Genomic DNA, 12,690 nt, shown 5'->3' on the forward strand with positions numbered 1-12,690 from the left:
GACTATAAAGTAAAATAGTAGGGATAAACAATGATAAAATGTTTTAGAAATCTTTTTACAAAAAAAATATAACTGTTAAAAATTTGTATTTTTCCTATATTTCACATACAAAACTACTGTCTTTTACCGATTAAGTCAATAGATATGACCTTTAGTTACTCATTAAAATTATTAAACGGTCAATAAATTATCTTAAGAAGTTCAACAATTCAAATATGTTTTATATAGTAATAGAAATCAGCCTATAAGTCAGAGATATACTATTATAGACTATGTTAATGAGACGCAGAAAATTGTAAAATGGTTGTTTACTTTGAAAATAAATTTAATAAAATCTCAAAATTCATTATTTTTTGTACAATTCCAATATTTTTTAGAACACAAAAGGACTCATTTATTTTATTGAACAAAATAATTTAACACCCTGTTAATCTGAGACTTTACAATATCGTGTTTGAAATTAATTCTTTGTAAATTTGTGCCAGTTTTTGAAAAACAATACCCTTTTTTTCTCCCAAAATGAAGATAAACTTTCAGTATCAAGAAAAATTTGAGAATCGTCATAACAATTCTAACGTAGCTGACCGCAAGGAAATGCTTGATATTATTGGAGTAGATTCTATCGAAACACTCATCAATCAAACAGTTCCGCCTGCTATTCATTTACCTAAGCCTCTGAACTTGCCAGAAGCAAAATCTGAAGCACAATTTTTGAAGGATTTCAAAAAAATGGCTCAGATGAATGATACATATAAGTCTCATATAGGTATGGGGTATTACGACACTTACACGCCAGCCGTGATTTTACGTAACATTCTTGAAAATCCTGCTTGGTACACTGCTTATACACCATATCAAGCAGAAATTGCACAAGGTCGTTTAGAAATGTTGTTGAATTATCAAACAATGATTATCGACCTTACGGGTATGGAAATTGCCAACGCTTCTCTTTTGGATGAAGGAACGGCTGCAGCTGAGGCAATGACGATGTTGCACGGACAAAGAAAAGGTGCTAAGAAAACAGCAGAAGCTTTTTTTGTTTCGGAGCTTTGCCATCCACAAACGATTGATGTTTTGAAAACTCGTGCTAATCCACTTGGCATCGAAATTATCGTTGGCGACCATCGTAAAGTTGATTTAACACAAGATAAAATTTACGGAATGATTGTCCAGTACCCAGCGGGAGACGGACAACTTTTTGACTATACTTCATTAATTGAGTCGGCTCATGAATTAGGAATAAACGTAGTAGTTGCTTCTGATTTATTAGCATTAACTTTATTGAAATCGCCAGGTGAAATGGGTGCCGACGTTGTTGTGGGTACGTCACAACGTTTTGGTGTGCCAATGGGTTTTGGAGGTCCTCATGCCGCATTTTTTGCCACAAAAGACGAATTTAAACGTCATCTTCCAGGTCGTATCATTGGTGTGTCTGTTGATGCTCAAGGAAATCGTGCTTTGCGTATGGCATTACAGACTCGGGAGCAACATATTCGTCGTGAAAAAGCTACTTCAAATATTTGTACTGCCCAAGTTTTATTGTCGGTAATGGCAGCCGCTTACGCTATTTATCATGGGCCAGAAGGTTTAAAAGCAATTGCAGAACGTGTTCATGGCTTAACAAAGTTGACTGCTTTAGCTCTTGAAAAGTTAGGTTATAAAATTGAGACAAGTTCATATTTCGATACGATTAAGGTAAATATTGGCGAAGATGAAACGCATTTGAAAAAAGAGGCTTTAGCAAACGGTATCAACTTTAGATATTATGATGATTACAAATATATCGGAATTTCTTTAGACGAAACTTGTACCATTGAAGACGTTCAAAATATCGTTTCAGTTTTTGAAAAAATTGGAACAGCAGAAGTTGAATTATCGTCACTTTTCGACCAAGTTGATTTTGCTTTTGGTAAATCATTCAATCGTACTTCTGACTTCTTAACTCATGCTGTTTTCAATAGCTATCATTCTGAGCATGAAATGCTTAGATATTTAAAGCAATTAGAAAACAAAGACCTTTCAATGGTTCATTCAATGATTTCATTGGGTTCTTGTACGATGAAATTGAATGCAACTACTGAAATGATTCCTGTAACATGGTCAGAGTTTGGTAATGTACACCCATTTGTCCCAAAAAGTCAGGCACAAGGTTATACTGCCATGATTGAAGATTTGAACGAATGGCTTTGTGAAATTACAGGGTTCTCGGCAATGTCATTCCAACCAAATTCTGGAGCTCAAGGTGAATACGCTGGTTTGATGGTTATTCGTGCATATCATGAATCTCGTGGAGATTTCCACCGTAATGTTGCCTTAATTCCATCATCAGCACACGGAACAAATCCAGCTTCTGCGGTAATGGCAGGAATGAAAGTAGTTGTTACCAAATGTGATGAAAACGGAAATATCGACCTTGTTGATTTAAGAGAAAAAGCACAATTACACGCTGACAATTTATCTTGTTTGATGGTAACGTATCCATCAACGCATGGAGTTTTTGAAGAATCAATCAAAGAAATTTGTGCAATGATTCACCAATTTGGCGGACAAGTTTATATGGACGGTGCCAATATGAATGCTCAAGTAGGTTTAACTTCACCTGCAACCATTGGGGCGGATGTTTGTCACTTAAATTTACACAAAACCTTCTGCATTCCTCACGGTGGTGGTGGCCCTGGCATGGGACCTATCGGCGTAGCAAAACAATTAGTACCATTCTTGCCAAGCCACGCAGTTGTTTCAAAAGTTGGTGGCAAAGATGGTATTTCAGCGGTATCGGCAGCACCTTATGGTTCGGCATCCATTCTTACTATTCCATACGCATACATTGCGATGATGGGTGGCGATGGCTTAACTCGTGCTACGGAAACGGCAATTTTGAATGCCAACTATATCAAAGCTCGTTTGGCAGGACATTACCCTGTGCTTTATACAGGTTCACAAGGACGTTGTGCCCATGAGATGATTTTAGATTGTCGTCCGTTTAAAATATCAGCAGGTGTTGAAGCCGAAGATATTGCAAAACGTTTGATGGACTATGGTTTCCACGCTCCAACGCTTTCTTTCCCAGTGGCTGGAACGTTGATGATTGAACCAACAGAATCTGAATCAAAAGCAGAATTAGACCGTTTTTGTGATGCCATGATTGCGATTCGTGAAGAAATTGCGGAAGTTGAAAACGGAAATGCAGACAAAGCAAATAACGTCTTGAAACACGCTCCACACACGCAAGCAATAGTTTTATCGGAAAATTGGGACAGACCATACACTCGTGAAAAAGCAGTTTTCCCATTAGGATACGTAAAAGCGAATAAATTTTGGCCAACAGTTTCAAGAATTGACTCAGCTTATGGTGACCGTAATTTGGTTTGTAGCTGTTTGCCAATTGAGGAATATGCTGAATAAACTTTTTCTTTTTTAGAAATGTCAAAAGGAGAAACGGTTTATACTGTTTCTCCTTTTTGATTTATAAGCCCTAAAATCAATCAAATTCATGAAACACATTAACATTCGTCAAATACAACCTCAAGATAACCGAGAATTAGCCACAATTATCCGAAATTCATTATTAGATTTTAATGCAGCAAAACAAGGAACGGTCTTTTATGACCCCACAACCGACCATTTGTTTGAGCTTTTCAGAGAGCCAAAATCCATTTATTTTATCGTAGAAGTTGATGGAAAAATGGCGGGTGGTGCAGGTGTTTTTCCAACTGAAAATCTTCCTGAAGATACTTGTGAGTTGGTGAAACTTTATCTTAAATCAGATTTTAGAGGTTTAGGATTGGGTAAAACTTTATTGAATCGTTGCTTTGACGCTGCCAAAGAATTGGGCTACACAAAAATGTACCTCGAAACGCTACCTGAACTAAATATTGCTATTCCTCTTTATGAAAAATCAGGATTTACTTATTTAACAAGTGCTTTGGGTAACAGCGGACATAACAGTTGCGACGTTTGGATGATGAAAGATTTATGACCTTTAAATAATTTCCAGTATCAAGGCAATAACTAAAATTTGATTTTATAATGTTTTAGCTAATTTTGTATTTCAATTATTTCAAATCTATTCATGAATTTAATAATCAACTCAGCGACTGAAAAGACTGATATTTTTAGTCAAATTGCCTCTGAACTCTCAGCATTAGGCTTCACGGTTTCGGCTCAAGACCAAACTCGTCCTTGGGGTGGTTTTTTTGTCTTGGAAGAAAGTCAAGCAGCCGCATTTGCCGCTCTTTATTTTCCACAATTAGAAATGTCGGAAATTCAAATTACGAATAAATTATCGCCCAAAATATTGGTGGTTGCTCCGCAAAAACGTTTGTCATGGCAATACCATTTTCGTCGTGCTGAAATCTGGAAAGTAATTGCAGGAACAACCGTTGGCGTAAAAATTAGCGATACCGACGAACAATCGGAAGAAGTAAAAACGTTAGAATCGGGAAGTTTTATCCAAATGGACAAAGGTGAACGCCACCGTTTGATTGGCTTGGATGGCTGGGGCGTTGTGGCTGAAATTTGGCAACATACAGACCCAGAAAATCCGTCGGACGAAGAAGATATTGTGAGATTACAGGATGACTTCGGGCGGTAATTATTTAGACCACCGATTATACAGATTAAACAGATTTACACAGATTTTTTATTATTATCGTTGATTTTATACTATTATATTTTATCTGTGTAAATCTGCCCAATCGGTCTAATCAGTGGTCTAAGTAGCTAATATTTCAGTAAAAGCTCCAAAGCACGGTGATACTCCTGAAATTCTCCTAAATTTTTATGTTTACCTTCTGGAATTGTCGTTAAGATTTCAGAAGGTTTTTTATTTAATAGTTTTGCCAATTTGATACTTGATTGGTACGGAACAACTTCGTCTTTTGTGCCATGAAATAAGTAAATTGGGCATTTTACGGCTTGCATACATAAATCTGTCCGCATTTTGTATCTCAATAATTTATCATAAGGAAGAATCCGAAAATAGCTTTCGCCTACATCTATCAAGCTAAAATACGGCGTTTCCAATAATAACATTTTAGGATTGGTTTCTGATGCCAAACGTGTAGCGATACCCGTTCCCAATGAACGCCCGTAAATGATAATCTTATCCTCTGGAAATCGTTTTTTTGCCCAATCATATACGTATCTTGCATCTATGTGCAAAGCTTTTTCAGAAAGTTCTCCCGTTGATTTTCCAAATTGCCGATAATCAATCATCAAAATATCGTAATGATTTTTTGTGAAGTCGTCAGCATATTTCCCCCAACGCTTCAAGTCGTCGGCATTTCCATGAAAATACACGACAAGCCCCTTTCTTTTTACAGAATCCGTTCTAAAATAAAGGGCATTTAGCTTTACGCCTGATTTGGGTTCAAACCACATTTCGTCAAAATCACTTTTAAATTCATACTGATAATTTACAGCAATTTTGGTATTTCTGAAAATGAGTTTTTCTTGAAATACAGTTGCCAATGCCAATAACAAAACACAAGCTAAAGCGACGTATATAAGCACATTACGAATGGTTTTCATATTTACAAAGATAGAACCGATTTCGACTTTACACTTCTTAATGATTTCTTAATTCAAATGTCTTTCACGTATTAATATAACCGTACAAACTATTTTTTAGCGACAAAATCCAAATAAGCTTTTCTTTGCATCTTGAAATAGTACAAAGTATAAAATATAACTATATTTATAAAAAATATAATATATAGAATTTTTACCTTAAAATCAACAAGTTAAATTTATTTTTAAAATTCTATCAATATCTGATTTCTAAAAAAAATTATAAAAACTTTGAACCTTTTAAAAGTTTCCAAAGTTTTAAAATTGGAAACTCTAATTGTTTCTAAAGTTTTTAAGTATTTAAAAATGTTAAAAATTGGAAATTAAAGAAAGAATAATCGCTAAGGCTCGTGAGCATTTTTTTCGTTACGGAATTAAATCTGTAACGATGGATGACATTGCAAGTGAGCTTGGCATTTCAAAAAAAACGATATATCAGCACTTTGAAGATAAAGATGAATTGGTTCATCAGTTGATGTTGTTGGAGATTGCCACAGATGAATGTGAGTGGGATGAATTGAATAAAATATCCTCTAATGTGGTAGAAAAAACCATGAAAGCGATGGATTTATGTAAAGATTCTTTTACCGAAATCAACCCTTCTGCCTTTTTCGATATAAAAAAGTATCATCCCCGCACATGGAAACTATTTCAAGAACATAAGGAAAAATTTGTGCTTGAAATGATTAAAAAAGACCTTGTAGAAGGTATTGGACAAGGATATTTCAGAGCAGATATTAAGGTTGATATTTTAGCAAGAATGAGATTGGAGCAAGTAGAAATGGGATTTGACCCGCATATATTTCCTCCTAACAAATTTACAGTAGTTGATGTCCAAATCACGTTACTTGACCACTTTATGAGAGGAATGCTCACCGAAAAAGGTTTAGAAATTTATCAACATTACCAATTGTAAGTAAAATTATTTTATTTCAACAGTACAAAGCGGTCTAATTCCACAAAAACAAACACGTTATGAATACAAACCTACTAAGTAAGTGGCTAATTTTCAGCCTATTGCTTGTTACAAACCTCTCTTTTTCACAGCAAAATTATTCGCTCCGTGAAGCGGTTGATTATACCGTAAAAAATCATATTTCTATCAAAAGTGCCCAACTTGACATCTACAATGCTGAGGCTCGTGTCAATGAAATTAAAGGAATTGGCTTGCCACAAGTAAATGCAAGTATTGGTTATACCAACAACTTAATCATTCAAAAAGCATTTATTCCTGCTAAAACTTTTGACCCTAATGCGGCTGAAGGTGATGTTATTGCGGCTGAATTTGGAGTAGCAAACGCAGGTCAGGCGGGCATAAGTTTAAGCCAATTATTATTTGATGGTTCTTATACTTTGGGCTTGAAAGCAGCGGATGTTTATAAAGAATTATCTAAAAAGGCACTTATCCAAACTAAACAACAAGCTGCCGAAGCGGTAACAAAAGCCTATTATGGTATTTTGGTAAATGAAGAACGTATTAAGTTATTGACGCTTAATATCGGTCGTTTGGATTCTCTTTTGCGTGATACAAAAGCATTTAACGTACAAGGCTTTGTTGAAAAACTTGACGTACAACGCCTTGAAGTTCAATTAAATAACTTGAAAATTGAAGCTAAAAACGTTGACCGTTTACAAGAATTGAGCTATCATTTATTGAAATTCCAGATGGGGAAAAAGCTCACAGAAACGATAACCTTAACGGATAAACTTTCAGATGTGAATATCAATGAATTAATTCCTGAAAATCAATTGGATTTGAAATATGGCAACAGAATTGAATATTCTATTCTTGAAACACAAAATCGTTTGGCTGAATTGGATTTGAAAAATCAAAAAGCAGCGGTTCTTCCCAAAGTTCTTCTAACGGGTAGTTATGCTTATTCGGCGGGTCGTCCTCAGTTTTTTGATTTAATCACCAAACCGTGGTTTAATGCTGCCAACATTGGCTTTGCAGTTCAAGTACCTATTTTTGATGGTTTCCAGAGAAAAAACAAAATCATCCAGTCGCAAAATAGCTTGTTGAAAGTAAAACAAAGTTTTGAATTATTAGAAAATTCAATTGATATGCAGGTAAAACAAGGTCAAATTACTTTGAAAAATGCGTATGAAACTTTGCAAGAACAAAAAGCAAATATGGATTTGGCAAGCGAAGTAGTAAGAGTTACCAAAATTAAATACAAACAAGGTGTTGGTTCAAATTTGGAGGTAGTCAATGCTGAAATTTCTTTTAAAGAAGCTCAAACCAACTATTTCACCACATTTTATAACGCTTTAGTGGCTAAAGTTGACTTAGACAAAGCTTTAGGAAAATTATACAATGAATGATTGAGCGAATGAGTGATTGAGTGAATTTGTCTAAATATTCACTCAATCACGTAATCACTTAGTCATAAACATTCTCTCAATAAATCATTCAACCATACTATCATTATTTTATATAAGATGAAAACAATACAATACTTAAGCCTTGCCTCTATCCTACTTTTAGCTGCGTGCAGTAAGCCAGATAAAAAAACGGAATTGGCAGATTTGAAAACTCAACAAAAAGAAATTGAAGTAAAAATCAAAGCTCTTGAAAAAGAATTAGGAGCAACTGAGAAAAAAGTCGAAGCAACGCCAATCAATGTTTCGGTAATGCCAATTCAAGCACAAAATTTCAAACACTTTGTGGAAGCTCAGGGCATTGTGACTTCTAAAAATATCGTACAAGTAACCCCACAAATGGGTGGAGCAATTACTGGACTTTTCATAGTAGAAGGTCAGGTTGTGAAAAAAGGTCAATTAGTAGCAACGATTGATAATTCAGTAATGAAAGAATCACTGGTTGAAATAAAAACGCAATTAGACTTAGCAAGTACCATTTTCAACAAACAAAAAGCTCTTTGGGATCAACAAATTGGTACGGAAGTTCAGTTTTTACAGGCAAAAGCAAACAAAGAATCTTTGGAGAAACGTATCGCAACGATGGAAACGCAATTGGCAATGACGAAAGTTTACGCTCCAATTTCGGGAACGGTTGAAAAAGTTATCCAAAAGTCGGGAGAAATGGGAATGCCAGGTGGTCCAATTGCCCAAATTGTAAACGTGGGTGACTTGAAAGTAACTGCTAAAATTGCTGATACTTATGTAGGTTCAGTAAAACGTGGAGATATGATAACGGTAAAATTCCCAGATATTAATAAAGAATTTTCAACCCGTATTTCATTGGTAAATGCTTTGATTGACCCCGCTTCAAGAACATTCGGCATTGAGGCGAATATTCCAAACTTGGGTGGTTCATTAAAACCAAATCAAGTAGCCATTATTAACGTAAATGACTTATCAAAAGCTAATTCATTGGTTGTTAATCAAAACATTGTACAAAAAACTGAAATGGGTGACATTGTTTATGTAGCTGTAACTGAAAATGGCAAAAAAATCGCTAAAAGTAGAAAAGTAAAATCAGGAATTTCTTACAACGGAAATGTAGAAATTATTGAAGGTTTAACCTCTGGCGATCTGATTATTACACAAGGCTATCAAGACTTGGTGGATGGGAGTTTGATTAATTATTAGTCAATCACTCATTTTATCAATTACTCATTCACTCATTAGAGACTATTAAAAAATGAAACAAGAAGACCTCCAAGACGAAGCCTTAACCAATGAAAAACATGGTGCGGGTACGATTTATAATATGATTGGTTGGCTGGGAGCTAACCAAAAAACAGTGTATTTATTCACCACTATTCTATTTATTGTAGGTATGGTGATTTACAATATCTTACCAAAAGAGCAATTTCCAGATATTAAAGTTCCACAAATTTATGTGCAAACTATTTATGCAGGAACAACGCCAACGGATATTGAAAATACGATTACAAAACCTATTGAGAAGCAGATTAAGACTATCTCTGGTGTTAAAAAAGTAAAGTCAAATTCACTACAAGATTTTTCAATCATCTTGGTTGAATTTAACCCTGACGTAAAAGTTGAAGATGCCCTTCGTAAGGTAAAAGACAAAGTCGATATTGTTGAATTACCAAAAGATTTGACTAAAAAACCAGTTGTGCAAGATGTAAACTTCTCGGAGTTTCCAATTATGAACATCAACTTGGCAGGTAACTTTCCACTATCAAAATTGAAAGATTTTGCAGAAGATTTACAAGACGAAATTGAAGGTTTACCAGAAATTACTCGTGTAGATATTGTAGGAGCTTTAACTCGTGAAATCCAAATCAACCTTGACCTTTACAAAGCACAGTCGGCAGGTTTATCATTTTATGATATTCAGACAGCAATTCAAGGAGAAAACGTAAATATTTCAGGTGGTGAATTAAACGTTGACGGTGTTAGAAGAACGCTAAGAGTAAAAGGTGAATTTAAGTCGATGGCTCAGATTCAAGATATTCAATTACGTTCATCATCAGGTGCGATGGTTCGTTTGGGCGATGTTGCAGAAGTAATTGATAGCAGTGAGGAACAACAAGATTTTGCTCGTTTAGACAACAAAAAAGTTGTAACCCTCAACGTTATCAAACGTGGTGGAGCAAACTTAATTAAGGCTTCGGAAGAAATTGAGGAAATCATTGCAAAGGCTAAAGAAAACCGTTTGCCACAAGGTTTAGAAGTTAGAATTACGGCGGATACTTCAGAAAGAACAAAAGGAGATATTGACGATTTGGTGAATACTGTAATTTTGGGATTTATCTTCGTGGTATTGGTTTTGATGTTCTTTATGGGTGTGCGTGATGCCATTTTTGTGGGACTTTCTGTTCCATTATCGGCTCTTTTAGCATTTATTCCATTGTTTTTCTTAGGATTTACGCTGAATACCATCGTACTTTTTGCCTTCTTATTAGGTTTGGGTATTGTGGTAGATGATGCCATTGTGGTAATTGAAAACTCGCACCGTATTTTCAATCAGTACCGCCATATTTCAATTATCGAAGCTGTAAAATTGGCTGCTTCTGAAGTATTTATTCCTGTATTATCGGGAACAGTTACGACGGTTATGCCATTTGTTCCGCTTCTTTTTTGGCCTGGTATTATTGGTGAATTTATGAAATTTTTACCAATTACCTTGATTTGTACCTTGATTGCTTCATTGATTGTAGCGTATGTAATGAACCCTGTTTTTGCCATTTCATTCATGAAACGCCACGACGAACATGGCGTAGTTGATACAAGCGTTGCGGCTATCAAAAAGCCAATGATTATCTTGGTAGTTTGTGCTTTATTGGGTTATCTTATCAATATAGGTTTGGGGAATTTCTTTGTGTTGATTGCTCTTTTATACGCTTTCAATCACTTTATTCTTACCCCAAAAATTATCGTTCCTTTCCAAGAAAAGAGTTTACCAAAATTCAAGAATAATTACCAAAAATTGATTTCTTGGTTGATTACAGGGTACCGTCCTGTTTGGGCAGTGATTTCTATGTTTGTGTTATTTGGCGTAACGATTTTCTTACTGGGTGTGGTAAAACCACAGGTAATTTTCTTCCCAAGTGGCGAACCCGATTATATTTATATCTACAACAATTTACCCATTGGAACGGATGCTAAAGTAACGGACTCGGTAACAAAAGTGATTGAGAAAAAGGTTTTTGAGATTATCAAACGTGAAAAAGCTGAAGGAGCTATCAACTCGGTAATTTCAAATGTTGGTAAAAATGCAGGTGACCCAACCAATCCTGACAGAGCTCCAACACCGCAAAAATCAAAAGTGACCGTTGCTTTTGTGAGTGGCATTAATCGTGGAGGTATTTCTTCAGAGAAAATGCTAACCATTTTCAGAAATGAAATCAAAGCATTACCAATTCCTGGAGCAGAAATATCTGTTGATAGAGAAAACAATGGGCCACCAACTGGAGCTCCAATTGCGATTGAAATTGCGGGTGATGATTTCCAAACGTTGGCAAAATTAGAAAAACAAGTACGTGCTGCCATTGATAAATCAGGCATTAAAGGTATTGAAAAATTGAAATCCGATTTGATTACCAACAAACCAGAAATTATCATTGACGTTGATAAAGCGAAGGCACAAAGAGAAGGTATTTCGTCAGCACAAATTGCATTGGCTGTTCGTACTGCCTTGTTCGGTTCTGAAATTGCTAAATTCCGTGACGATAAAGACGAATACCCAATTCAATTGAGAATCAAGTCGCAAGACCGTAATCAAATTGAAAAATTATTGAGTATGAAAATCGTTTATCGTGATATGGTAATGGGTGGAATGTTGCGTGAAGTACCATTAAACTCGATTGCAAGCATCTCATATTCAACATCTTTCAGTCAGATTAACCGTAAAAATCAAGAGCGTGTTGTAACCTTGAGTTCAAACGTTTCACAAGGATATACTGCTAATGAAATTGTACCACAAATTCAGGAAGTGGTAGAAGAATTAGACGTTCCGAGTGGCTACGTAATCCGTATGGGTGGTGAACAAGAAGACCAACAAGAAACAGGTACTTTCTTGGTTGGAGCATTATTAGCAGCCGTTATTTTGATTTTCATGGTGTTGGCAACTCAATTCAACTCAATATCAAAACCAATTATCATCTTTGTAACCATTTTGTTATCGTTCATTGGTGTATTATTAGGCTTCATGGCATTTGGTCAACAATTCTCGGTTATCATGTCGGGTGTTGGTATTATTGCTTTGGCAGGTATTGTAGTAAAAAATGGTATCCTTTTAATTGAATTTACCGATGAACTTATCGGACGTGGTTATCCATTGAAAAAGGCAATCGTTGAAGCAGGTAGCACTCGTTTAACGCCTGTAATCTTGACAGCCGCAGCGGCAGTTTTAGGTCTTGTGCCTTTAGCAATTGGTTTGAGTATAGATTTTGTAAAAATGTTTACTGAATTGAACCCACACATTCATACGGGTTCAGACAGTGCGGCATTCTGGAATATTTTAGCTTGGACTATTATTTATGGTTTAACATTCTCGACAATTCTTACCCTCGTAATTGTACCATGTATGTACTATATCAACGAGCGTATTAGAGATAAATGGTTTAGAAAAAATAAAGTCACTCAAGAGATTTCGGTTGCAGAAGAGGTTTAAGATTTAGTCAAAAACACTTCAACCCAAAGATTATATTTAGTGGTTAGGTGATACAGAAACGTCCATTA

Annotated in this window: 8 protein-coding genes; 7 read left to right on the forward strand and 1 reads right to left on the reverse strand. The window is 35.5% G+C overall.

Going from position 1 to position 12,690, the window contains the following annotated elements; all coding sequences use genetic code 11:
• The first annotated feature begins 519 nt into the window (after window positions 1-519).
• From gcvP to VB796_RS10580, 3 genes are all read left to right on the forward strand, one after another.
• Window positions 520-3,405: an aminomethyl-transferring glycine dehydrogenase gene (gene gcvP, locus VB796_RS10570; protein WP_323346505.1), complete on the forward strand. Its 2,886-nt coding sequence runs from the start codon at window positions 520-522 to the stop codon at window positions 3,403-3,405.
• Window positions 3,406-3,493: 88 nt separating this feature from the next.
• Window positions 3,494-3,979 carry a GNAT family N-acetyltransferase gene (locus tag VB796_RS10575; RefSeq protein ID WP_323346506.1) on the forward strand — a complete coding sequence of 162 codons (486 nt, stop codon included), beginning with the start codon at window positions 3,494-3,496 and terminating at the stop codon, window positions 3,977-3,979.
• A 93-nt stretch (window positions 3,980-4,072) separates the two neighbouring features.
• The gene (locus tag VB796_RS10580) at window positions 4,073-4,594 is read left to right on the forward strand and encodes a phosphoheptose isomerase (protein ID WP_323346507.1); all 522 of its coding nucleotides are present in this window, start codon (window positions 4,073-4,075) and stop codon (window positions 4,592-4,594) included.
• A 128-nt stretch (window positions 4,595-4,722) separates the two neighbouring features.
• Here the strand turns inward: VB796_RS10580 and VB796_RS10585 are convergent, their stop codons facing one another.
• Window positions 4,723-5,532 carry an alpha/beta hydrolase gene (locus tag VB796_RS10585; protein WP_323346508.1) on the reverse strand — a complete coding sequence of 270 codons (810 nt, stop codon included), beginning with the start codon at window positions 5,530-5,532 and terminating at the stop codon, window positions 4,723-4,725.
• Between the two features lie 355 nt (window positions 5,533-5,887).
• Here VB796_RS10585 and VB796_RS10590 point away from each other — a divergent pair, with 355 nt between their 5' ends.
• The 4 genes from VB796_RS10590 to VB796_RS10605 all read left to right on the forward strand — a co-directional run bounded on the left by VB796_RS10590 (window position 5,888) and on the right by VB796_RS10605 (window position 12,622).
• Entirely contained in the window at window positions 5,888-6,487 is a 600-nt protein-coding gene (locus tag VB796_RS10590) for a TetR/AcrR family transcriptional regulator (protein ID WP_323346509.1), read from the forward strand.
• A 59-nt stretch (window positions 6,488-6,546) separates the two neighbouring features.
• Window positions 6,547-7,896, forward strand: a complete 1,350-nt coding sequence (locus VB796_RS10595; RefSeq protein WP_323346510.1) for a TolC family protein — start codon at window positions 6,547-6,549, stop codon at window positions 7,894-7,896.
• Window positions 7,897-8,013: 117 nt separating this feature from the next.
• Window positions 8,014-9,126 (forward strand): efflux RND transporter periplasmic adaptor subunit, encoded by a 1,113-nt coding sequence (locus VB796_RS10600; RefSeq protein WP_323346511.1) that lies wholly within the window; start codon window positions 8,014-8,016, stop codon window positions 9,124-9,126.
• 121 nt (window positions 9,127-9,247) lie between these two features.
• On the forward strand, window positions 9,248-12,622 hold the full coding sequence (locus tag VB796_RS10605) for an efflux RND transporter permease subunit (RefSeq protein WP_323346564.1): 3,375 nt from the start codon (window positions 9,248-9,250) through the stop codon (window positions 12,620-12,622).
• Window positions 12,623-12,690 lie beyond the last annotated feature (68 nt).

This window comes from Arcicella sp. LKC2W (genome assembly GCF_034931005.1).
Taxonomy (GTDB): domain Bacteria; phylum Bacteroidota; class Bacteroidia; order Cytophagales; family Spirosomataceae; genus Arcicella.

Excerpts from the sequence above, each read along its gene's own strand:
- gcvP (WP_323346505.1), top strand. The coding sequence starts at position 520 with ATGAAGATAAACTTTCAGTATCAAGAAAAATTTGAGAATCGTCATAAC.
- VB796_RS10575 (WP_323346506.1), top strand. The coding sequence starts at position 3,494 with ATGAAACACATTAACATTCGTCAAATACAACCTCAAGATAACCGAGAA.
- VB796_RS10580 (WP_323346507.1), top strand. The coding sequence starts at position 4,073 with ATGAATTTAATAATCAACTCAGCGACTGAAAAGACTGATATTTTTAGT.
- VB796_RS10585 (WP_323346508.1), bottom strand. The coding sequence starts at position 5,532 with ATGAAAACCATTCGTAATGTGCTTATATACGTCGCTTTAGCTTGTGTT.
- VB796_RS10595 (WP_323346510.1), top strand. The coding sequence starts at position 6,547 with ATGAATACAAACCTACTAAGTAAGTGGCTAATTTTCAGCCTATTGCTT.
- VB796_RS10600 (WP_323346511.1), top strand. The coding sequence starts at position 8,014 with ATGAAAACAATACAATACTTAAGCCTTGCCTCTATCCTACTTTTAGCT.
- VB796_RS10605 (WP_323346564.1), top strand. The coding sequence starts at position 9,248 with ATGATTGGTTGGCTGGGAGCTAACCAAAAAACAGTGTATTTATTCACC.